The organism is Catenuloplanes niger (assembly GCF_031458255.1).
Classification (GTDB): Bacteria; Actinomycetota; Actinomycetes; order Mycobacteriales; family Micromonosporaceae; genus Catenuloplanes; species Catenuloplanes niger.
The window spans coordinates 6249386-6269869 of record NZ_JAVDYC010000001.1; the positions used below are offsets into that span (position 1 = coordinate 6249386).

The following is a 20484-nucleotide window of genomic DNA, read 5'->3' on the forward strand; positions in this document are numbered from 1 at the left end:
TCTCACCGTTCACGACCAGCGTCGTCCCGGCGGGGGCGCGCGGACAGGGCCGGAGGTCCCGGTCCGCACGTCCGTTGGGCCGTCCACACCGTCGAGATCCGGGCGCCGGCCGCGGCGTCGTCGACGAGCAGGACGAGGTTGCCGTCGTGGTCGCTGTAGAGGACCTCGATCCGCACGCCCGCGTCCGCCATCCGCCCGGCGATCGTTCGCGCACCCGTGCCTGGACCGGAGCGAGCGCCGGCAGCACCTGGCCGGCGCGCTCGGGGCGGCCCTGCTGTCCCGGCTGATCGCGCTGGAGTGGGTGCGTCGCCGGCCCGCCGGCCGTGCGGTGCTGGTGACGGACGCGGGCCGCGCCGGGCTGCGCGAGCACTTCGGGTGCGACCTCGCGCGCTGAGGCCGGTTTCACAAGGGCGGCCTCGCCGCAGCCCCGCCATCCCCTGCGAAACCGGCCCCGGCCGGGTCAGGTGGCCGGGTCGAGCCTGGTCAGCAGCTCGTCGACGGTGATGTCGGCCGCGCTGGTGAGCAGCAGGTCGGCGGCGCCGAAGCGGGAGCGGTCCGCGTGCGGGTTCGGGACCGCGACGCAGCGCAGGCCGGCCGCGTGTGCCGCGGCGACGCCGTGCGGGGTGTCCTCGAACGCGAGCGCGGTCGCCGCCGGCACGCCGAGCCGCTCCAGCGCGAGCCGGTAGACGGCCGGGTCGGGCTTGTGCGCGGCCACCTCGTCGCCGGTCGCCAGCGTCTCGAAGCGGTCCAGCAGGCCGGCCTGGGTGAGCATGGAGGCGACGTGCGGGCGCGGGGAACTGCTGGCCACCGCGAGGCGCAGACCCAGCTCGGCGGCCCGGTCCAGCCAGGCGACCACGCCGGGGGCCGGGGTGAGCGCGGCGTTCAGCGTCAGCCGGTAGGCCTGGCGGCGGCGGTGGCTGCCGTCCCGGTCGAAGCCGGCACCGACCGCGGCGGCCAGCGCGGCGTAGCGGGGCTCGTTCGCGTCGCCGCCGTGGTCGGCGAAGAAGCCCGCCGGATCCAGTTCCAGACCGTGCTGCCGGTACGCCCAGCGCCAGCTCTCCAGCAGCGTGGTCTCCGTGTCCATCAGCAGTCCGTCGAAGTCGAAGATCAGCGCCCGCATGTCGGGGAGTATCCCAGTTGCATGATCATGCGTGCGTCTGCATATACTTTCAACGTGTCCAAGGTGCTTACGTCATTGCCCGCCGGCGAACGTGTCGGCATCGCCTTCTCCGGTGGTCTCGACACCTCCGTAGCGGTCGCGTGGATGCGCGAGAAGGGTGCGGTGCCCTGCACGTACACGGCCGACATCGGTCAGTACGACGAACCCGACATCGCGTCCGTCCCCGGCCGGGCCGGTCAGTACGGTGCGGAGATCGCCCGGCTGGTCGACTGCCGCGCCGCGCTGGTCGAGGAGGGTCTGGCCGCGCTCGCCTGTGGCGCCTTCCACATTCGCAGCGGCGGCCGGGCGTACTTCAACACCACGCCGCTGGGCCGCGCCGTGACCGGCACCATGCTGGTCCGCGCGATGCTCGACGACGGCGTGCAGATCTGGGGCGACGGGTCGACGTTCAAGGGCAACGACATCGAGCGCTTCTACCGGTACGGTCTGCTGGCCAACCCGTCGCTGCGCATCTACAAGCCGTGGCTGGACGCCGCGTTCGTCGAGGAGCTCGGCGGCCGGCACGAGATGTCCGAGTGGCTGCAGCAGCGTGACCTGCCCTACCGGCACAGCACGGAGAAGGCCTACTCCACCGACGCGAACATCTGGGGTGCGACGCACGAGGCCAAGTCGCTGGAGCACCTGGACGTCGGCCTGGAACTGGTCGAGCCGATCATGGGCGTCAAGTTCTGGGACCAGTCCGTGGAGATCCTGCCGGAGGACGTGACGATCCGCTTCGAGCAGGGCCGGCCGGTCGCGATCAACGGCAAGACCTTCGCGAACGACGTCGACCTGGTGCTCGAGGCGAACGCGGTCGGCGGCCGGCACGGCCTCGGCATGAGCGACCAGATCGAGAACCGGATCATCGAGGCGAAGTCGCGCGGCATCTACGAGGCGCCCGGCATGGCGCTGCTGCACATCGCGTACGAGCGGCTGGTCAACGCGATCCACAACGAGGACACGCTGGCCACGTACCACAGCGAGGGCCGCAAGCTGGGCCGGCTGCTCTACGAGGGCCGCTGGCTGGACCCGCAGGCGCTGATGAGCCGCGAGTCGATCCAGCGCTGGGTCGGCGCCGCGATCACCGGTGAGGTCACGCTCCGGCTCCGCCGCGGCGAGGACTACTCGATCCTCGACACGTCCGGCCCGGAGTTCAGCTACCACCCGGACAAGCTGTCCATGGAGCGCACCGAGAACGCCGCGTTCGGCCCGATCGACCGGATCGGCCAGCTCACCATGCGCAACCTCGACATCGCGGACTCGCGCGCCCGGCTGGAGCAGTACGCGCGGATCGGCATCGTCGGCGGCACCCAGGTGATCGCGGCCCAGCCGTCCACCACCACGCTGATCGGCGCGATGCCGGCCGGCGGTGCCGAGGCGATCGCGGCCGGCCCGGCCGAGCCCGCCGAGGACCAGCTGCTCGACGCGGCCGCCATGGAGGCGGGCACGGACTGACGTTTCGACCAGGACGAAGCCGGTCGCGGGATTGCCGCGGCCGGCTTCGTCGTGTTCCGCTCTCAACCTTTGGCGGGACAGCGAGCGTTTGGCCGGGTGTGATGTCAACAGACGACGGGTTCCGCGAGTTCGTCCGGGAGCACTGGGGGCCGCTGACGCGGACCGCCTACCTGCTCACCGGCGACCGGGGCCACGCGGAGGACCTGGTCCAGACCGCGCTGGAGAAGACGCACCGGAAGTGGCGCACGGTGTCCCGGATGGACGCACCGGTCGCGTACGTGCGCAAGGCCATGGTCAACACCGCGATCTCCTGGCGGCGGCGGCGCGGCTTCGGGCGCGGCACCGGCGCGGGCCCGGAGCCGGCCGCGGCGGGTGACCCGTACCAGCAGGTCGTCGACCGGCAACGGTTGACCACCGCGCTGCGCGCGCTGCCCCCGAAGATGCGCGCGGTGCTGGTGCTGCGCTACTTCGAGGACCTCACCGAAGCCGACGTGGCGGCCACCCTGGGCTGCTCGGTCGGCACCGTGAAGAGCCAGGTGTCCCGCGGGCTGCAACGCCTGCGCGCCGAGATGGCCGACGCCCCGACGACCACCGTCCTGCAGGAGAGCCGCGCATGACCATCGAAACCACGCTGCGTGACGAGCTCGCGGCCCGGGCCGCCACGCTCGATCTGCCGGACGACCCGTGGCCCGCGTTCGCCGGCCGGGAGCGCCGGCACCGCCGCATCCGGCGCGCCCGGGCCGGCGTCGTCGCGGGCGCGCTGGCCGTGCTGACCGTGCTGCAGTTCGGCGCGGTGCCGATGCCCGGCTGGGCGCCCGGCATCGCGGTCGCCGCGGCGAACAACGCGCTGCTGAACAGCCCGGTCCGCGGCTCGCTGGCCGGCGACACCGCCTGGCTGGAGGGCATGCGCGACCGGGTCGAGGACCTGCCGGAGGCGGAGGAGTACTGGCGGATCGACGACAAGAGCAAGATCCGGTTCCTGTACGCGGCGGACGTCGGCGACGCCCGTCTGGTGCTGATGTACCTGCCGCTGCGCTGGGGATTCTTCACCGACTCGGCACTGGTCTGGTACGAGGGCGCCGCCGGTGCCGCACCGGAGGAGATGATGCTGAGCGCCTCCGGCGACAGCGAGCAGCGGGCCGCGGTCACGACGGCCGTGACGGCCGGCACCCGGGCGCACGCGGTCGTGGTCGGCCCGGTCGGCACCACCGCGTCGATCAGCAGCGGCTTCAGCTACGGCGCGGACGGCCGGGTGCACCACAACCCGCCGGTCAGCGGCCCACCCGGCAGCGGCATCGCGGAACTGGTGCTCCCGCCCACGCCCGTGCTGCCACCGTTCCGGATGACGCTCACCGACGGCGGCCGGGAGATCCCGCTCGGCAGCACGGCCGGCGGCGGCGGGGACGGCGTCACGCCCGACCCGGCCCCGTTCCGCGCGGCCGCCGCGGCCGCGCTCGGCGATCGGCCGTTCGACGCCGGGATGCTCGGCGGCTGGCTGGAGTCCGCGCTCCACGCCCACGGCCTGACGCTGGACGCCGTGCGCGTCGGCGTGCGCTGGACCGGCACCGTCGGCGGGCGCCCGGCCGCGCTGTTCACGGTGCACCGGCCCGGCGAGGGCGTGCTCGCGTTCGCGGTCCGGGGCCTCGATCCGCCGCACGGGTCCCGCGAGGACCTCCGCCTGCTGCTGCCGGCGGACGGCGCGGACCGGCGCCCGATCGGCTGGCGCCTGCACGCCGAGACCGGCGACGCGCACACCGACCGGGTGCACGTGGTGGCCCCGGCCGGCACGGCCCGGCTCACCATCAGCGTCGGCGGCGGCGCCCCGGCCGAGGTCCCGCTGGACGCGGCCGGTCACGGCGAGACCCGGGTCGCCCCGGACGCGGCGGCCACCATGACGGCCTACGCACCGGACGGCACCGAGATCGCCTCCTCCCCGCTGACCCCGTTCACCGACGGCGGCGGCATCACCGGCGACACCCCGGCCACCCGCGTCGTCCCCTGACCCCACAACGACCGTGCCGGTCCCGCACCCCCGGGCGGGACCGGCACGGTCGTATCCGTGCGCCGGGCCGCCCGGCGACCGGGAAGCGGGCGGGTGGCGAGAATCGCGGCCCGGCCGTCCACCACCACGCCGGCCGAACGCCACGGTTTTGGCGTCGACCTCCAGCGGCTTTCTGAAATCGAATCTGGTCAACCCGTCGGGAACGATGTCGGGAGTGACCCATGATTCGTTGATCGAGCCGTCGACACCAACGTCGGCCGATGCCGGAACGGGGTGGCCGGATATCCTGATCGGGCCTCCGAGCCGGCGGACCGGGACGCGTATCCGGTGGCACGGCCGGCTCGATCAGCGCGTGTGCTCGCCCGAGGCGACCGACCTCCGGAAGGGGGCGTGATGGCGCCATCGCCGGACGGGACGGTGCCGTGGGCGGTGTGGCGGGTCGCGCTGGTGGTGTCCGGCGGGGCGTTTCTGAGCACGCTGGACGCGGCCGTGGTCGGGGTGGGGCTGGAGGCGCTCGGCCGGGAGCTGGGAGCCGGGCTGGGGCGGGCGCAGTGGGTGGCGACCGGATATCTGCTGGCGTTCGCGGCCGTGCTGCCCGCCGGCGGCTGGCTGATGCGGCGGGCCGGCACGGAACGGCTGTGGCTCGGCGGCATGGCCGCGTTCCTGGCCGCGAGTGCCGGGTGTGCGCTGGCCGGCGGCGTGGAGTGGCTGATCGCGCTGCGTGTGCTGCAGGGCGTGGCCGGTGGGCTGGTCCTGCCGGCCGGGCAGGCGGTCATCGGGCGGCTGGTCGGGCCGCTGCGGCTCGGCCGGGTGCTGGGGACGACCGGGATCGTGGTCACGCTCGGGCCCGCGCTCGGTCCGGTCGCCGGCGGGCTGCTGATCGACACGGCCGGGTGGCGCTGGATGTTCCTGATCAACCTGCCGGTGGGGCTGCCGCTGCTCGGGGCGGCGTGGCGGCTGCTGCCCCGCGCGCCCGGCGACCGGGTGGCCGCGGGCGCGCTGGACGTACCCGGGTTGTCGCTGCTCGCGATCGGGCTGCCGCTGGTCGTCTACGGCGGCACGGGCGCGCCGCTGCCGCTGGCGGCCGGGCTCGCGGCGCTGACCGCGTTCGGCTGGCTGGCGATGCGCGGCCGGCGGCCGATCCTCGACCTGACGATCTACACCAACCGGCGGTACGCGGCCGCGACCGTCACCGTGGCGTTCTCCGGCGCGGCGCTGTTCGGCGGCCAGGTCGTGCTGCCGCTCTACCTGCAGCTCGGGCGCGGGGTGTCGGCGGCCGAGGCCGGGCTGCTGCTGGTTCCGGCCGGGCTCGGGACGGTGGCCGGGCTGCCGGTCGCGGGCCGGCTCGTCGACCGCCACGGCGCCGGCGTGGTGGCCGCGGCCGGTGCGGTGCTCACGGCCGTACCCACGGCTGGGCTTGCTCTTGATCTGCCGTGGCCGCTGGTGCAGGCGCTGCTGGTGGCGCGCGGCGCCGGGATGGCGCTGGTGATGATGCCCGGCACGACCGGCGCGTTCACCGCGGTGACGGCCGCGCAGCTGCCGGACGCGACCACACAGATCAGCATCGTGTCCCGGGTCGCGGGCGCGGCGGCCACGGCCGGGCTGGTGATCGCGTTCGGGCACGGCACGGGGACGGCGTTCGCGCTGCTCGCGGCCGCGTCCCTCGGCTGCGGTCCGGCCGCGGTGCTGCTGGCGATCGAGGAGCGCCGCCGGTGAGCCACGAACGGTAAGTGGCCGCAGCGGCCCTGCGGGGGCAGGGGGCCGCTGCGGCCGGGAGGAAGGGCGCCATCCGGGGGAGGATCGCGTGTCCTGTTTGTATCCGCGACGGCGTGCCGGCAAACATCCGGTGACCCACGTTTTCGCGTGCCGATCGGCCGCGCCGCGCCGGTGCCGGGTCCGCCGAGGGTCTGGGTGACCGTGGTACCTCCACCGGCCGCGGGCCCGCGTTGACCAGCAGGATCGGGCCGGTCAGCTGGGCGCTCAGCAGGTTACCCCCGGTGTGCCGCGGCGTCTCACCGGGCCGGATCACCAGCGCGACCGTGGCGGCCTGTTCCCGGAGCGCCCGGTCGTGTTCCCGGCGCGCACCCAGCACCGCACCACCGGCTGCGCCGGCGATCAGGACGACGGCCGCCAGCGGTACGCAGCCGGCCGCGCGCCGGCGCCCGTCCGTGGTGCGGTGCCCGGCCCGGTCGTCGCCGGCCGGGTCGAGCTCGATGATCCGCGGGTCATCCGTCATGGTGTTCGGCGCGGGCGATCTCGTCGAACGCGGTCGTCAGACAGTCGCCGAACGGCCGCGTCGTCAGCAGGCTCGCGATCAGCAGCGCACCGTGCCGGGCCTGGGTCAGCGCCTTCGGCGGCGCGTCGTCGCCCTCCGGGTCGTAGACGCCCAGCGCGCCGGCCAGCAGCACCAGCACCACCTGCGGATCCACGTCGTCCTGCCAGGTCATCGCGTCCCGCACGCAGCCGGCCAGCACCGCGCGCACGTCGTCGCTGTCCACGCCGTCCGGGTGCGACTCCTCGACCAGCAAGCGCACCACCGCGCCGAGCACCCGCCCGGTCCGTTCCTGGTCCTGCGCCGCCAGCGCCTCGACCGCGGTGCCGAACGCCGCCGCGTCCCGCGCCCGCGCGGCCTCGACCGCGTCGGTGGCGGGAACGGCGATGGCGCGGGCGGCGGCGGGAAGCTTCATGCTCCGGAGCGTAGTACGCCGCTACCCGAGCACCGTCGCGTCGCGCAGATAGAGCGGGGACCAGGCCGGCGCGCCCGTGGTGCCGTGCCGCGGGTCCACGCCGACGAACGGCATCCGCTTGATCATCGTGGTGGTGTGCCGCGCGTCCCAGTCCACCGTGGTCCGCTGCCGGAGCCGTTCCGCGCAGCGCCACTCCCGGCGCCCGAAGTCGACGATCGTGTCGTGGCCGTGCACCTGCCCGAACGGCGGGAACTCGGTGCCGGTCAGCCAGCCGTGGTAGAGGTCCGGCCCGGCCTCCGCCCACAGCGGGCCGCGGAGGCTGCGCAGCAGGTCGTCCGGGCGGGTGTTCAGCAGCTCCGCGGTGGTGCCCGCGGTCACCGGCCCGCCCAGCGCCCGCCACGACTCGACGGTCAGGCCGGCGTGGGTGACCAGCAGTTCCTCGCCGCGCGCGGTGCGGACCGCGGCGGCGACCCGCATGCGGTCGCGAAGCCACCAGTCGGCGATCCGGCGGGCGTCCGTGTCGTCGAGCGGCTCGGGCCAGAAGGGGTCGCTCAGGCCGGCGTAGGGCGCCTCGTGGTTGCCGATGAGCTGGATCCACCGGGCGGGGGACTCCCGCAGCCGCTCGCCGACCAGCTTCAGCACGCCCGCGCTGTCCGGCCCGCGATCCACCAGGTCACCGACCTGGATGACGGTGACCTCCGGGTCCTCGGCCAGCGCGGGCAGCACCGCGGCCAGCCGGTCCGCACACCCACCCACGTCCCCGACGATCACCACGGTCGACATCCGGCCCCTTCCGACGGCATCCGCCAAACGTACCCACGCGGCCCGCACCCGGCCCGCCGGGCCGCGCTACCGGGGGACACCGCGCGCCTCCACGGTCATCCGCCCGTGGTCGGTCAGGCCGGCCGCGGGGGTCGGTCAGGCCGGCTGTGTGGGTGGGTCAGAGCCAGCCGCGGCGGGCGGCCTGGAAGGCGAGACCGGTGCGGGTGTCGACGCCGGCGATGGACATCAGGCGGTCGAGGCGGCGCTGGACGGTGCGGCGGCTGACGCCGAGCTGGGAGGCGATCGACTTGTCCGGCAGCCCCGCGACGAACAGCGACAGCAGGTGCTTCTCGCTGGCGTCCGCGTCGGCCTCCTCGATGACGCCGTCGGCCAGGCGCAGCGGGGTGGCGCGCTCCCAGTGCGACTCGAAGAGCGCGAGCAGCGCGTCCAGCAGTTCGCTGCGGTGGACCAGCGCTGCGGTGGGCTCGACGAAGCCGCGTTCGCCGTCCGGGACGAGTGGACAGATCGCGGTGCGGCGGTCCGCGATCGCGAGGCGCACCGGGAGCGCGGGCAGCGTGCGGGCCTCCTCGCCGAGGCGGACGCTCTCCGTGATGCCGGTCAGCTCGCCCGGGTCGGTGAGCAGGCCGCGCTCGTATATCGCCCGGTATCGCACGCCGCGCCGGAGCGCGCCGGACTCCTCGGTGTTCTCCGTGCCGGGCATGGCGAGCGGGTTCGTCCGGCAGAACCAGAGGATCTCCTCGCGCGCCTCCATCTGCACCGTGTGCAGCCGGGCGCGCAGCGCGGCGCGGCCGTGCACGATCTCGACCAGGCGGTCCGCGTCGCGGCGCCGGGCGATGTCGCGGAACTCCTCGGACAGCGCGGCGACCGAGCGGCGGGCCTCCTCCAGCGCGGCCTGGCGGCGCAGCAGGCGGTCGCCGAGCGCGACGTCGGGGGCGAGCGCCACGTAGACGGCGGCGTCGCCGGTGCGTTCCGCGGCGAGTCCCTGGTCGCGCAGCGCGTGCAGGGCGCGGGCCGCCTCGTCGTGCCGGACCGACGCCCGCCGGGCGACCTCCTCGACGTCGGCGGAGCCGAGCCGGATCAGCGCCCGGTAGACGCGGTCGTGCTCCGGATCCAGCAGTGCCCCGTCCTCCATGACCACACTCTACGAAGGCGACCTGAAATTCGGTCATACTGCCCCGGTCATCACGTGTCTGTATGGTGCATCCACGTGCGGGTGCCGAAGTGTGCGCAGGCCCGCGCCGCGGTGTGGGCCGCGGGAGCCAGCAGCGACGGCAGCGCCGCGAGCCCCCGGGTGGCGACCGCGAAGGTGAGCGCGCCGTGGAAGACGTCGCCCGCGCCGAGCGTGTCCACGACGGCCACCGCGGGCACCGGGACCTCGCCGGCCGTGCCGCCGGGACCCCACCACCGGATCGGGCCGGCGCCGGCGGTGATCGCGAGCCACGGCACGCCGTACCCTCGGATGATCTCCTGCGGTGGTCCGGCGGCCGGCGGGCGGAAGTCGGCCGAGGCCGCGACCACGTCGACCAGCGGCAGCAGCCGTTCCGTGCCGTCCTTCCAGCTGCCCGCGTCCAGCAGGGTGGCGATCCCGCGCCGCCGCGCCTCGGTCAGCACCGCCTCCGCGAGCGCCGGATGGTGCCCGTCCACCTGCACCGCGGACACCCCGGCGAGATCGAGATCCGCCGGCGGTACGAGGTGCGCGCCGGCCGCGTCGGTGGACGCCACGGCGCGCTCGCCGGTCGCGGCCGTGACCAGGACGCTCGACACCGACGGCGGCCCGTCGTGGTCCGGCGCGAGGTCCCGCAGCCGGACGCCGCACTCCGCGAGGTCGGCCCGGACGCCGGTCGCGAGCGGATGCCGGCCGACGGCGGTGAGCAGCGTCGGGGTGCCGCCCAGATGCGCGAACGTGACCGCCGCGTTGGTGGCCGGCCCGCCCGCCGCGACGGTCTGCCGCAGCGCGGTGACCTTCTCGTTCGCGCCGGGCACCCGGGCCACCGACTGGATCACGTCGAGCGTGCACAGACCTGCGAAGACGGCGTGGACCACGCCTGCGCACCTTACGGCCTGGGACGGCACCCGCAGTAGCAGGGTGTGCCGGGCGCCGGCCGGTACCACGTGCGGGACGCCCACGGCCGCCGCGGCGCGAACGAGCGGCGCGGCATCGGCGGCGGGTCCTCATCGACCGGTGTCACGCCGGACGGCGTCCAGGGCTCGTACTCGTCGCCACTGAAAGGGGTCACCGCGCTCACCTCCGCGTCCGAAAGAACACTCACAGTCTGTAAGGACGGGCCGCGCAACGCCCACCGCAGCGGCTGCCGTGAAGGCGACATGGCGACATGTGGACACGTGCAGCATTTCCACGATCCGGCGCGTGACAGGGTGACACGTTCTCATCCGCACAGGAGCGCGCCCATGGTCGACCACCCGCCCGAGGAGTTCGCGGACCTGTACCGGGGGCACTTCCACCGGCTGGCCGTGCAGCTCTACGCGTACCTCGGTGATCACGCCGAGGCGCAGGACCTGGTGCAGGAGGCGTTCTGCCGCGCGCTGGAGCGCTGGCCGGCGGTCCGCGGCTACGACGATCCGCCGGCCTGGGTCCGCCGGGTCGCCTGGAATCTCGCCACCAGTCGCATGCGCCGCGTCCAGGTCGCGCTGCGGCACCTCGCCGGTCAGCGCGAACAGCACGCCGCCGGCCCGGAACCCGATCACGTCGACCTGGTCCGCGCGCTCGCCGCACTGCCCGCCCGGCAGCGGCGGGCCGTGGTCCTGCACTACCTCGGCGCGCTGACCACGGCGGAGATCGCGGCGCAGGAGGAGGTGGCCGAGGGCACGGTCCGGTCCTGGCTGTCCCGGGGCCGGACCGCGCTGGCCGCCCGACTCGACGACGATCCGATCCTGGTCCTGCCGGAGGTGCACCATGGCTGATCACCTGCACGACGTCTTCGCCCGGTTCGAGGCGTCGGTCGCGCCCACGTTCCGCCCGGTGCCGGTGACCGAGCTGTCGGCCCGACGCCGCTCCGGCCGGCCGCGCCGGCTGCGGGCCGGGCTGCTGGCCGGCGTGCTGGTGCTGGTGGCGGGCGGTCCGGTGGGCGCGCTGACGTTCGGCGCCTCGTCCCCGGACGCGGCGCCGGAGGCACCGGTGCGGGACATCGGCCAGATCCGGCTGCCGGGCTGGGAGCACCGGGCACCGGCGCAGTTCGGCTACGCGGCCGGCACGCTCTGGGCCTACGGCGAGGGGCGATGCGCCGAGAACGTCTGTGTCGACTCCGAACTGGCCACCTCGACGGACGACGGCATGACGTGGCGGGCCCGGCCCGGCGGCCGCGAGTACCGGGACGCGAGGCTGATCGTCTCGCCGCTGGGCAATGTGTACCTGCGGGAGCAGGACTCCGGCACCATCGCGCGGGTGCTGCCGGACACCGGCGAGAGCGTGCTGACACCCGCGCTTCCCGGCCCGCGCGATCTGCTGGTGGTGAACGGCGGCGACCTGATCCTGGAGTGCCCGGGCCAGGAGACGTACGGCGGCCAGGAGGCCCTGGCCTGCGACCGCCCCGAGATCGCCGACCTGACCGGGGCCGTCGAGCCGGTGGCCCCGGCCGGCATGGGCCGGCTCACCCAGCTGGCGCCGGACGGCCGGGGCCGCACCTGGCTGCTGGGGCATGAGCCGGAGTCCCGCAGCTTCTGGCTCAGTTCGTCGGCGGACGGCGGCCGGACCTGGGGCACGCCGGTGAGGCGGGAGAGCGCGGCGGAGATCCGGCTGGCGGTCTCCCCGATCGACGGAGACGCCTGGCTGGTGGCCGGCGACCCGGTGCGGGCCTGGGCGGTCACCCACGACGGCGACGGCCCGGTCGTGGCGGCCGGCGACGGCCGCGGCGTGGCGCGCGCCGGTGGGTCGCACGCGGAGGTCACGCAGTTCGACGATGCGAAGGCGTCGATGATCCGTGCGCTCGGCGACGGGGTGCTCGCGGTGGCGACGCCGGGCGACGGTGTCTGGGTGGTGCAGCCGGACGAAGGGCGGGGGCCGGTGGTCGACGACTTCGTGGCGGTGGACATGGCGATGCACGCGGACGGTGGGCTGTTCCTCCGGGACGCGGACGGCCGCGTGGTGATCAGCGCCGGGCGCGGCTGGGAACGCAGCATGGCCTGGCCGGTGCCGTGACGGTCGCGGGGCGGGGCCGGGCCGGCCCCGCCCCGGTCGCTCAGCTGATCCAGCGCACCGCGGAGTTGAACACGCCGGTCCAGTTGAAGACCGCCATGTTGTCCCAGCCGTCGCCGGAGTTCTGGATGTCGCGCGGGTCCCAGCCGTTGCCGGGCACCGCGTACCAGGTGGGCTCCCAGTAGAAGACGCCGATCGCGCCGCCCGCCTTCGCCGCGTTCTGCACCGCGGCGAACGCGGCGCCCTGCCCGGCCCAGGTCGCCGGGTAGCCCGGGCAGGCGGTGGTGATGCTGTTGCCGGTGCCGTCCGCGTTGTCCAGCGTGAACGGCGTCGCCGTCTCCGCGAGCACCACCGGCTTGCCGTACCGGCTGATCATGTCCTTGATGACCGTGGTCAGGTTGGCGGTCGTGCCGTGCCAGTTGCAGTAGTACGACAGCGCGGTGACGTCCCAGGTGACGCCGGCCGCGCGGATGCCGTCGTAGAACCAGCGCGCGTTCGCCAGGCTGTCCGAGTTCGCGGTGTGGATCAGCACCTGGGTGCCGCTGTTGCACGCCTTGACCGCGTCGTAGCCGGACTTCAGCAGCGTGGCCAGCGGCCCGAAGTTGTTGTTCACGATCCGGCCGTCGTTCCACAGCATGCCGACGTTGATCTCGTTGCCGATCTGGATGCTGTCCGGCGTGGTGCCCTGCGCCTTCAGGCTGCCGCACAGCCCGTACGTGTGCTGGTAGACGTCCGTCGCCAGCGCGCTGATCCCGTGGCTCGCCCAGGCCGCCGGTTTGGTCTGCACGCCCGGGTCGGCCCAGGTGTCCGAGTAGTGGAAGTCGACCAGGAGCTTGAAGCCCTTGGCCTTGACCGTGCGCGCGTACGCCAGCACCTTCGCCGCGTTGTTGTAGCCGCTGACCGGGTTCACCCACACCCGCAGCCGGACGTAGTTGACGCCCGCGCCGGCCAGGATGTCGAGCGGGTCGGCCGGCGCGCCGGCGGCCGTGTAGTACCGCGCGCCGAGGTCGGTGGCGCGCTGCAGCGTGGAGACGTCGGCGCCGCGCATGGACAGCGTGCCGGCCTGGGCCGGGGACGCGACCCCGACCAGCACGGCGGCACCGAGCACGGTCGCGGCGAGGACGGATCGCAACGACATGGGGCCTCCTCATGGATGAGCTTCGATGTTCTGTGAGCGCTCACAGTAGACGTTCCACAGCAAATCCAAAAGCCCTCCACGGTACGTTGGGAGCGCTCACAGGCGAGCTCCGAGACCGGCGCCGGGTACCCTCGCCTCCGCACAGTGCACACACGAAGGTGAGGAACCCCATGGACGTCGGTTTCGTCGGGCTCGGCGGGATGGGCCGGCCGATGGTCGCCAACCTGGTCCGGGCCGGCCACTCGGTCCGGGTGTGGAACCGGTCGCCGGAGCCGGTCCGGGCCTCGGTCGCGGACGGCGCCGTCGACGCCGGCTCGCTCGCCGAGGTCTGGCAGGCCGACGTGGTGCTGTCGATGCTGGCCGACGACGCCTCCGTGCGCGCGGTGCTGCTGGACGACGCGCTGCTGGCCGGCGCGCGCGCGACGATCCACGTCAACATGGCCACGGTCTCGGTCGCGCTCGCCCGGGAGGCCGCGGAGCGGCACGCCGCGCACGGCATCGGCTACGTCTCCGCGCCGGTGCTGGGCCGGATCGAGGTCGCCACGGCCGGCAAGCTGAACATCCTCGCGTCCGGCCCGGCCGCGCTGCTGGAGCGGGTCGAGCCGCTGTTCGCCGCGCTGGGGCAGCGCACCTGGCCGCTCGGTGACGGCCCGGAACAGGCCGTGATCACCAAGATCTCGGCGAACTTCATGATCGCGTCGGCGATCGAGGCGATGGGTGAGGCGGCCGCGCTCACCGAGGCGCACGGGGTCGACCCGGGCGCGCTGATCGAGCTGCTGACGAACAGCATCTTCCCCGGCGTGGTCTACACCGCCTACGGCAACATGATCAAGGAGCGGCGGTACGAGCCGGCGAACTTCCGGGTGCCGCTCGGGCTCAAGGACGTCACGCTCGGCCTGACCGCCGGCTTCGACGCCCGGGTGCCGATGCCGTTCGCCGGGATTCTCCGCGACCGCTTCCTGGACGCGATCGCGCACGGCGACGCCGACCGGGACTGGGGCGCGATCGCCGAGGTCTCCCGCCGCCGCGCCAACCTGCCCCGCGAGTCCTGACCACCCCGCGACGACCGAGGCGTCCTTCACGTCGCCGAAGGACGCCTCGCTGACCGCGCCTCGCTTGCGGCATCTCGCTGGCGCGTCTCGCTTGCGGCGTCTCCCTTGCGACGCCTCACTTGGCGCGTCTCGCTGGCGGCGTCTCGCTCGCGGTGCGCCGGTGCGGTCCTCGCGCGGGCGCGTCGCTCCGGGGGATCGCGCTCCGGGTGGATCGCTTCCGGGGATCGGTCAGGGGCGGAGGCGGCGGCGCAGCAGCGCGCCCGCGGTGACGGCGGCGGCGCCGATCGCGGCGGTGGCGACCACCGGGGCCAGTGCCTTCCGCCGCTGGGCGCCGCTGATCCGGGCGAACTCCTGCTGGTCGTTGACGTGCGGGAACGGTTCGTCCGGCGGTGTGGTGCCGAGGAAGTCGCAGAGCGGCTTCCACCCGTCCGCCACCTCGAAGACCAGCAGCCGGTCGGCCGGCACCGCCGCGATCACCTCCGCCGTGTGCTCCTCGAACAGCCGCGCGAACCGCTCCGCGCCGCCGCCCAGGTCACCGCGGAACGACCGCTGCCGGACCAGCCGCTCGGTCATCTCGAAGAACGCGCCCATGTCCGGCCGCAGCCGGCCGCCGAACCGCATCAGCGGCCCGATCACCGGGTGTCGGGCCTGGCGCAGCGCCCGCAGGATCGTGGCGTCCATGCTGCGATGCCACCGGTACGGGTCGCGCACGGTCAGCACCACGCGCGCGTCCGGGTAGGCCTCGACCAGCTCGCGCCAGAACGCCACCCCGGGCCAGTCCAGCGTGCTGTCGAAACCGTCGAAGATCTCCTCCCACGGCGGGTCGACCGCGCTGTCCGCCGCGTCCGCGGCCTTGGCGGCGGCCAGCCAGCCGCGGGCCCGCGACGGCCGCTCCAGCACCGAGAGCATGTGGTAGCACGGCCCGTAGCCGAGTCGCTCCAGCGCGACCTTCAGCGACGCCGTACCGGTTCGGCCGAATCCCACCCCGATGACCCGCATGTGGGGTGACGCTACGCGCGGTGAGAGCGACCGGGATCGATTCACCTTCTTTATTTCATCGACCGAAAAAGTCTCAGTCCGCGGCCGGGTCCTCCTCGACCAGATAACCGTGATCGATCAGCCAGTCCACCGAGATCTCGTCACCGGCGGCCGGCAGGAACCGCCCGTCCAGTTTGTACTGCAGGCCGAGGCCGGGCTGGCCGAACCAGGGCGCGATCGGGCCGGCCTCCACCGTGAACGGGCGCAGCACGCAGTACACGTGATAGTTGCTCTGCGGCGCGCCGGCGGGCGTGTTCAGGTTCTGCGGCGGCAGCGCCCGCTGCAGGTAGAGCGTGTCCACCGGGGCCAGGTACCGCCCGCCGTCGTAGCCGAACCGGTCGATCCGGGCGCCCGCGACCATGGTCTGCTCGTAGCGGACCGCGACGCCACGCAGGATCAGGAAACCGTCCTCCGGCGGGTACCGCCAGCCCTGCGCCGTACGGTAGCGCTCGGTGAACGCCTCCTTGGCCATCCCGCCGAACCGCCGGTACCCGGTCATCAGCGACCCGGCCGGCTCGTCGTCCGGCAGCTGCTCCGGCCCGAGCTCGCCGCGGTTCGCGTAGAAGTCGCCGGTCGGTTCCGCGACCGGCGGCGTACCCGGGCGGCAGGGGCCGGAGATCGCGGCGGCGGCCGGTGGTGGGGCGGCGACGGCGACGAGGACGGCCGTGACCACGGCGGTGGCGAGCGAGCGGATCTTCACCGGTACCCCCAGACGAAATGTCTCCAAACAGGAGCATTCTGGGTGGCATCCGGCGGTGATGAGCCGGAATTCGGCAAGATCGCCCAGATCCGGCCGCTAGCGGGTATGGTCCCGGAACGCCGACCGGTACGCGGCCGGGCTGGTGCCCACGGTCCGCCGGAACCGCTCCCGGAACGCGGTCGGCGATCCGAACCCGACCTGCCCGGCGATCCGGTCCACCGGGTGCCCGGTCGTCTCCAGCAGGTGCTGCGCCCGCCGGATGCGCGCCCGCAGCAGCCACTGCAGCGGCGTGCTGCCCAGCTGCTCGCGGAAGTGCCGGTTCAGCGTGCGGGTGCTCATCCCGGCCCGCCGCGCGATGTCGTCCAGCGTCAGTTCGCGGTGCGCGTGCTCCTCCAGCCAGCGCAGCAGCGGCTCCAGCTCCGACCCGCGCGGCGTCGCCGGCAGCGGCCCCACGATGAACTGCGCCTGCCCGCCCTCCCGCTCCAGCGGCATCACGGACAGCCGCGCCGCGTCCGCCGCCACCGCCGAGCCGTGATCGCGGCGCACCAGGTGCAGGCACAGGTCCAGCCCAGCGGCCGCGCCCGCGGACGTCAGCAGCTGCCCCTCGTCCACGTAGAGCACGTCCGGGTCGACGGTGATCTCCGGGTGCCGCTCCGCGAGCGTCGCCGCGGCCAGCCAGTGCGTGGTGGCGCGCCGCCCGTTCAGCAGCCCGGTTCGCGCCAGCACCAGCGCGCCGGAACAGATCGACGCGATCCGGGTGCCGCGCGCGGCCGTGTCCCGCAGCGCCGTCAACGCGGCCTCCGGCACCGGGGCGTCCGCGTCCGCCAGCCCGGGCACGATGATCGTGTCCGCCTCCGCGAGCGCGTCCAGGCCGTGCGGCGCCCGCAGCGTGAACGCGCCGGCCCCGACGTCCCCGTCCGGACCGCAGACCAGCACCCGGTACGGCGTGCGCCCGTCCGGCAGGCGGGTGCGGCCGAACACCTCCAGCGGCGTCGCGAGATCGAACGGGACGACGCCGTCCAGCGCCAGCACGGCCACCGTATGCATGGCTGGAATTCAACCATGCGCGGCTTCGCCATCGCCGCGGTGAGCTGCGGTTCAGTGCTTGGCGAGAATCCGTTGGAACGTGGCATTTTCGCCAGTACCCGGCGGCGCCGGTGCCGCCTACCGTCGTCGCGGTGACGAAGTTCCTCCTCGCCGTGCACGTGCTGGCCGCGATCATCGCCATCGGGCCGATCACGGTGGCGGCCAGCATGTTCCCGGCCGTGACCCGGCGCGCGCTGGCCGGCCCGCCGGACCCGCAGGCGGCCTCCTGGGCGCGCCTGCTGCACCGGATCTGCCGCGTCTACGCGGTCGTCGGCGTCGCCGTGCCGGTCTTCGGCCTCGCCACGGCCAGCAGCCTCGGCGTCCTCACCGACGCGTGGCTGCTGGTCTCGATGGCCCTCACCGCGGCCGCGGCCCTGCTGCTCATCCTGATCGTGCTGCCCGGCCAGGCCACGCTCCTCACCGCCCTGCCCCCGGCCGGGGCCGTCGGCCTGATGCCGGCCGAGGCCGCCGGGCGGGCCTCGTCCGTCGTGAACGCCGGTTCGGTCGCTCCGGTGGCCGCCGGTGCCGTTCCGCGGGCCGCGGTCGGCGGTCCGGCCCCGGCGGCCGTGGCCGCCGCGCGTGCGATCCCGCGGCTGGCGATGGCTACCGGGATGTTCAACCTGCTGTGGGCGGTCGTCACGGTGCTGATGATCGTCCGACCCGGCTCCACGACGGGCGCGTGACCGTGGTCCGCCTGCTCCGCGCCGCCGCGGCCGTCGAGGCGCTGTCACTGCTCGTGCTGCTGACCAACCTCGCCACCGTGCACGCCGACGCGATCGCGTCCCTGATGGGCCCGGTCCACGGCTGCGCCTACCTCTTCGTCATCATCGCCGCGTTCCGCCTGCCCGGCCTCACCCGCGCCGGGCGACTCTCCTCGCTCGTACCCGGGATCGGTGGTCTTCTGGTCCTGCGCGTCTCAGGGTTTTCCCGCACCCGCAATCCCGGGTGACGCCGGATGCTCACCTGTCGATATCCACGGCAGGATGACCAGTGCGTCTTCCCGGGGGGAACGGGGATCCGGGGGTGCGGCCACCGTGCCGTACCCCCGGATCGGGGCCCGGTCCGCGACGACGGGCGAGGCGCTCACCGTCCTCACCTCGGCCGCTCGCCTCCCCACGCCCCGCGCACGGCGGTCGCGCCGGCCACGACGCACGGCCGCATGTCCACGTTGGTGCGCGCCACCGGCTCCGGGTGCCGTTCGGCCGTCCGCCGCGAGCGCCGGAACGCTGCGGCGTCTCCGTGACGACGGCCGCGAGGGCGGCGCGCGGACGGGTTCCGTCACCCCGGCGGAGCCCCGGTCCGGAGCCGGTGCGGTGCTTGCGGTGATCGCCGAGACGCGGTGGCGGGAGGCCGTGCGAGCCCGGCCCGACGCGGGCCGGCGTGGCCGCGCCGAGCGCGTCCCGGTGGTCGTTTTGCGTCGCCACGGACGGCGGACGGAATTCGTGGTGGTGCCCGCGCGGCGGCCGGGTCGACGACGGTGGCGGCATGGGCCGGCCCGCGAAAGGTATTCGTGCCCGTGGATGTCATCGCCCGCGACGACGCCACCGTGCGCCGGCTCGGCCGGCTGCGGCGGACCCACTCGCTGCCCGGCGTGCTCAAGGTGATCCTGCCCGGCGCCGACCCGCGAACGGCCCGCCGCCAGGCCGCGGACGACGGCTGGGAAGAGGTGTTCTTCGAGCTCGCCACCTGGGATCTCCACGCCGCGCTCGCGTTGCTCGACTGATGTCAGGTCGCGCTCGCGCGGGGTCTCCTCCCCGACGGCGCGGAACGGGCCGAGCGGGGGACTCGCGGCGGACAAAGGGATTCGCCCGCCGTCCGCCGCGGGGACGACGGGCCCATGGACGCGATGCGGGACGCCCGTGATCTGGTCACCGCACACGTTCCCGGTGCGGTCTGGGCGATCCTCGCGGGCAGCGTGCTGGGACCGCACCGTACCGCGGGATCCGATCCGGACATCGTGGTGATGTACGACGAGGGCCCGGCTATCGGGTGAGCCGGTATTTCGTGGCCGGCCGATGGAGCTGTTCGTGCACACGCCGGCGAATCTGGAGCGGTCATGGCGCGGGAGTCGGCCGCGCGCACGCCGAGCACGCACCGGATGATCGCGCACGGGGCCGTGCTGTGCGGTGATCCGGGTGAGCCGCGGGAGCGGTGCGCCCGGGTGCTCGCGGCGGGACCGGCGCCGCTGACCGAGGCGGAGCGGGATCGCATCCGGTACGCGCTGGTCGACCTGCTCGACGATCACGCGCACGCGGCCGACCCGGGGGAGCGGGCCGTGATCGCGGCGACGCTGTGGCCGTAGGTCGCGCGGGCGGCGCCGGCGTTCGCCGGGCGGTGGGTCAGCAACGGCAAGTGGCTGCTGCGGGACCTCGATGCCGGGTTCACCTCCCGGTGGCCGGCGGCCCGCGACGATCCGGCCGCGCTGACCGGCCAGGTGCTGGCCCGGGCCGGTGGCCTGCTGTTCGACGGCTACCGGGCGGCGGCACCCGACTGATCGGCGTTTCGAGGGGATTTGCGGGGGTATGCGATACCGCAGTCCACGGAACATCGGGGGAAAGGCGTGGCTCATGGACGCGGTTGAGGCGATCAAGCAGGACCACCAGCGGATGGAGGAGATCTTCGCGCGGCTGGAGGCCGGGGACGGCGACCGGCGGGAGCTGCTGACCGAGGTCGAGAACCGGCTGGAGGCGCACTCGCACGCGGAGGAGCAGGAGGTGTATCCGGCGATCAAGAAGGCGGCGCCGGACGAGGCGGACGAGGTCGACCACGGGTACGACGAGCACGCCGAGGCCGAGTCGCTGCTGCACAAGGCGCAGAGCCTGGTGGACTCGCCGGACTTCGACGACGCGCTGCAGGAGTTCCTCGAGGCGGTCCGGCACCACGTCAACGAGGAGGAGAACGAGATCCTGCCGGCGCTGGCGGACGCCGTCGACGACGCGGAACTGGCCCGGCTCGGCGAGGCCTTCGAGGCGAAGCGGCGGGAGGAACTGCGCGACGCCGGCCTCGACGAGGACGACGAGGCACACGGCACCGCCACGGACCTCGACGAGATCAGTGACGCGCCCGCGAAGCCGGCGTCCGGCATCACCGCGGCCGGTGGGGACGGCGCGTCGGCGGACCTCGACGAGATGACGCGGGCGGAGCTCTACGAGGAGGCCAGGCGCGCGGAGGTGCCGGGGCGCTCGCACATGAGCAAGGACGAGCTGAAGGACGCGCTCCAGCACACGTGAC

Annotated in this window: 23 protein-coding genes; 13 read left to right on the forward strand and 10 right to left on the reverse strand. The window is 74.3% G+C overall.

Going from position 1 to position 20484, the window contains the following annotated elements:
• Window positions 1-2: 2 nt before the first annotated feature.
• A complete protein-coding gene (locus J2S44_RS27785; RefSeq protein WP_310419915.1) occupies window positions 3-191 on the reverse strand; it encodes a hypothetical protein in 189 nt (62 codons plus the stop codon).
• 269 nt (window positions 192-460) lie between these two features.
• Entirely contained in the window at window positions 461-1120 is a 660-nt protein-coding gene (locus J2S44_RS27790) for an HAD family hydrolase (protein WP_310419917.1), read from the reverse strand.
• Window positions 1121-1174: 54 nt separating this feature from the next.
• On the opposite strand from J2S44_RS27790, the gene argG reads away from it, so the two are divergent.
• From argG to J2S44_RS27810, 4 genes are all read left to right on the forward strand, one after another.
• Window positions 1175-2614: an argininosuccinate synthase gene (argG, locus tag J2S44_RS27795; protein WP_310419919.1), complete on the forward strand. Its 1440-nt coding sequence runs from the start codon at window positions 1175-1177 to the stop codon at window positions 2612-2614.
• A 101-nt stretch (window positions 2615-2715) separates the two neighbouring features.
• Window positions 2716-3231 (forward strand): SigE family RNA polymerase sigma factor, encoded by a 516-nt coding sequence (locus J2S44_RS27800; protein ID WP_310419921.1) that lies wholly within the window; start codon window positions 2716-2718, stop codon window positions 3229-3231.
• Window positions 3228-4616: a hypothetical protein gene (locus J2S44_RS27805; protein WP_310419923.1), complete on the forward strand. Its 1389-nt coding sequence runs from the start codon at window positions 3228-3230 to the stop codon at window positions 4614-4616. Before J2S44_RS27800 ends, J2S44_RS27805 begins: the two co-directional genes overlap by 4 nt.
• A 393-nt stretch (window positions 4617-5009) precedes the next feature.
• Window positions 5010-6332, forward strand: coding sequence for an MFS transporter (locus J2S44_RS27810; RefSeq protein WP_310419925.1), 1323 nt, complete (start codon window positions 5010-5012; stop codon window positions 6330-6332).
• A 509-nt stretch (window positions 6333-6841) separates the two neighbouring features.
• Here the strand turns inward: J2S44_RS27810 and J2S44_RS27815 are convergent.
• The 4 genes from J2S44_RS27815 to J2S44_RS27830 all read right to left on the reverse strand — a co-directional run bounded on the left by J2S44_RS27815 (window position 6842) and on the right by J2S44_RS27830 (window position 10129).
• Window positions 6842-7303, reverse strand: a complete 462-nt coding sequence (locus J2S44_RS27815; RefSeq protein ID WP_310419926.1) for a hypothetical protein — start codon at window positions 7301-7303, stop codon at window positions 6842-6844.
• Between the two features lie 21 nt (window positions 7304-7324).
• Window positions 7325-8086: a metallophosphoesterase gene (locus J2S44_RS27820; RefSeq protein ID WP_310419929.1), complete on the reverse strand. Its 762-nt coding sequence runs from the start codon at window positions 8084-8086 to the stop codon at window positions 7325-7327.
• A 157-nt stretch (window positions 8087-8243) separates the two neighbouring features.
• Entirely contained in the window at window positions 8244-9218 is a 975-nt protein-coding gene (locus tag J2S44_RS27825; RefSeq protein WP_310419931.1) for a helix-turn-helix domain-containing protein, read from the reverse strand.
• 50 nt (window positions 9219-9268) lie between these two features.
• On the reverse strand, window positions 9269-10129 hold the full coding sequence (locus tag J2S44_RS27830; RefSeq protein ID WP_310419933.1) for a PfkB family carbohydrate kinase: 861 nt from the start codon (window positions 10127-10129) through the stop codon (window positions 9269-9271).
• 366 nt (window positions 10130-10495) lie between these two features.
• Here J2S44_RS27830 and J2S44_RS27835 point away from each other — a divergent pair, with 366 nt between their 5' ends.
• A complete protein-coding gene (locus J2S44_RS27835; RefSeq protein WP_310419935.1) occupies window positions 10496-11008 on the forward strand; it encodes an RNA polymerase sigma factor in 513 nt (170 codons plus the stop codon).
• Complete coding sequence (locus tag J2S44_RS27840) at window positions 11001-12242, forward strand: hypothetical protein (RefSeq protein WP_310419937.1); 1242 nt, start codon at window positions 11001-11003, stop codon at window positions 12240-12242. The genes J2S44_RS27835 and J2S44_RS27840 overlap by 8 nt, the downstream gene beginning before the upstream one ends.
• 40 nt (window positions 12243-12282) lie before the next feature.
• Here the strand turns inward: J2S44_RS27840 and J2S44_RS27845 are convergent, their stop codons facing one another.
• A complete protein-coding gene (locus tag J2S44_RS27845) occupies window positions 12283-13377 on the reverse strand; it encodes a glycoside hydrolase family 53 protein (protein ID WP_310419939.1) in 1095 nt (364 codons plus the stop codon).
• A gap of 170 nt (window positions 13378-13547) precedes the next feature.
• On the opposite strand from J2S44_RS27845, the gene J2S44_RS27850 reads away from it, so the two are divergent.
• A complete protein-coding gene (locus J2S44_RS27850; protein ID WP_310419941.1) occupies window positions 13548-14429 on the forward strand; it encodes an NAD(P)-dependent oxidoreductase in 882 nt (293 codons plus the stop codon).
• A gap of 228 nt (window positions 14430-14657) precedes the next feature.
• On the opposite strand, the gene J2S44_RS27855 is transcribed toward J2S44_RS27850, so the two are convergent.
• The 3 genes from J2S44_RS27855 to J2S44_RS27865 all read right to left on the reverse strand — a co-directional run bounded on the left by J2S44_RS27855 (window position 14658) and on the right by J2S44_RS27865 (window position 17214).
• Window positions 14658-15428, reverse strand: coding sequence for a sulfotransferase family protein (locus J2S44_RS27855; RefSeq protein ID WP_310419943.1), 771 nt, complete (start codon window positions 15426-15428; stop codon window positions 14658-14660).
• Between the two features lie 73 nt (window positions 15429-15501).
• The gene (locus tag J2S44_RS27860) at window positions 15502-16194 is read right to left on the reverse strand and encodes a TNT domain-containing protein (protein ID WP_310419945.1); all 693 of its coding nucleotides are present in this window, start codon (window positions 16192-16194) and stop codon (window positions 15502-15504) included.
• A gap of 69 nt (window positions 16195-16263) precedes the next feature.
• The gene (locus J2S44_RS27865) at window positions 16264-17214 is read right to left on the reverse strand and encodes a GlxA family transcriptional regulator (protein ID WP_310419947.1); all 951 of its coding nucleotides are present in this window, start codon (window positions 17212-17214) and stop codon (window positions 16264-16266) included.
• Window positions 17215-17345: 131 nt separating this feature from the next.
• On the opposite strand from J2S44_RS27865, the gene J2S44_RS27870 reads away from it, so the two are divergent.
• From J2S44_RS27870 to J2S44_RS27895, 6 genes are all read left to right on the forward strand, one after another.
• Window positions 17346-17936, forward strand: coding sequence for a hypothetical protein (locus tag J2S44_RS27870; RefSeq protein WP_310419949.1), 591 nt, complete (start codon window positions 17346-17348; stop codon window positions 17934-17936).
• Window positions 17933-18202, forward strand: coding sequence for a DUF3817 domain-containing protein (locus J2S44_RS27875; protein ID WP_310419951.1), 270 nt, complete (start codon window positions 17933-17935; stop codon window positions 18200-18202). Before J2S44_RS27870 ends, J2S44_RS27875 begins: the two co-directional genes overlap by 4 nt.
• A 567-nt stretch (window positions 18203-18769) precedes the next feature.
• Window positions 18770-18976, forward strand: a complete 207-nt coding sequence (locus tag J2S44_RS27880; protein ID WP_310419953.1) for a hypothetical protein — start codon at window positions 18770-18772, stop codon at window positions 18974-18976.
• A gap of 114 nt (window positions 18977-19090) precedes the next feature.
• Window positions 19091-19246, forward strand: a complete 156-nt coding sequence (locus J2S44_RS27885) for a hypothetical protein (RefSeq protein ID WP_310419955.1) — start codon at window positions 19091-19093, stop codon at window positions 19244-19246.
• A 63-nt stretch (window positions 19247-19309) separates the two neighbouring features.
• Window positions 19310-19555: a hypothetical protein gene (locus J2S44_RS27890; protein ID WP_310419956.1), complete on the forward strand. Its 246-nt coding sequence runs from the start codon at window positions 19310-19312 to the stop codon at window positions 19553-19555.
• 265 nt (window positions 19556-19820) lie between these two features.
• Window positions 19821-20483: a hemerythrin domain-containing protein gene (locus J2S44_RS27895; RefSeq protein WP_310419958.1), complete on the forward strand. Its 663-nt coding sequence runs from the start codon at window positions 19821-19823 to the stop codon at window positions 20481-20483.
• Window position 20484 lies beyond the last annotated feature (1 nt).

Excerpts from the sequence above, each read along its gene's own strand:
- J2S44_RS27815 (WP_310419926.1), bottom strand. The coding sequence starts at position 7,303 with ATGAAGCTTCCCGCCGCCGCCCGCGCCATCGCCGTTCCCGCCACCGAC.
- J2S44_RS27820 (WP_310419929.1), bottom strand. The coding sequence starts at position 8,086 with ATGTCGACCGTGGTGATCGTCGGGGACGTGGGTGGGTGTGCGGACCGG.
- J2S44_RS27855 (WP_310419943.1), bottom strand. The coding sequence starts at position 15,428 with ATGCGGGTCATCGGGGTGGGATTCGGCCGAACCGGTACGGCGTCGCTG.
- J2S44_RS27790 (WP_310419917.1), bottom strand. The coding sequence starts at position 1,120 with ATGCGGGCGCTGATCTTCGACTTCGACGGACTGCTGATGGACACGGAG.
- J2S44_RS27825 (WP_310419931.1), bottom strand. The coding sequence starts at position 9,218 with ATGGAGGACGGGGCACTGCTGGATCCGGAGCACGACCGCGTCTACCGG.
- J2S44_RS27785 (WP_310419915.1), bottom strand. The coding sequence starts at position 191 with ATGGCGGACGCGGGCGTGCGGATCGAGGTCCTCTACAGCGACCACGAC.
- J2S44_RS27885 (WP_310419955.1), top strand. The coding sequence starts at position 19,091 with ATGGACGCGATGCGGGACGCCCGTGATCTGGTCACCGCACACGTTCCC.
- J2S44_RS27845 (WP_310419939.1), bottom strand. The coding sequence starts at position 13,377 with ATGTCGTTGCGATCCGTCCTCGCCGCGACCGTGCTCGGTGCCGCCGTG.
- J2S44_RS27890 (WP_310419956.1), top strand. The coding sequence starts at position 19,310 with ATGGCGCGGGAGTCGGCCGCGCGCACGCCGAGCACGCACCGGATGATC.
- J2S44_RS27805 (WP_310419923.1), top strand. The coding sequence starts at position 3,228 with ATGACCATCGAAACCACGCTGCGTGACGAGCTCGCGGCCCGGGCCGCC.
- J2S44_RS27865 (WP_310419947.1), bottom strand. The coding sequence starts at position 17,214 with ATGCATACGGTGGCCGTGCTGGCGCTGGACGGCGTCGTCCCGTTCGAT.
- J2S44_RS27835 (WP_310419935.1), top strand. The coding sequence starts at position 10,496 with ATGGTCGACCACCCGCCCGAGGAGTTCGCGGACCTGTACCGGGGGCAC.
- J2S44_RS27800 (WP_310419921.1), top strand. The coding sequence starts at position 2,716 with ATGTCAACAGACGACGGGTTCCGCGAGTTCGTCCGGGAGCACTGGGGG.
- J2S44_RS27850 (WP_310419941.1), top strand. The coding sequence starts at position 13,548 with ATGGACGTCGGTTTCGTCGGGCTCGGCGGGATGGGCCGGCCGATGGTC.
- J2S44_RS27810 (WP_310419925.1), top strand. The coding sequence starts at position 5,010 with ATGGCGCCATCGCCGGACGGGACGGTGCCGTGGGCGGTGTGGCGGGTC.
- J2S44_RS27840 (WP_310419937.1), top strand. The coding sequence starts at position 11,001 with ATGGCTGATCACCTGCACGACGTCTTCGCCCGGTTCGAGGCGTCGGTC.
- J2S44_RS27895 (WP_310419958.1), top strand. The coding sequence starts at position 19,821 with ATGGACGCGGTTGAGGCGATCAAGCAGGACCACCAGCGGATGGAGGAG.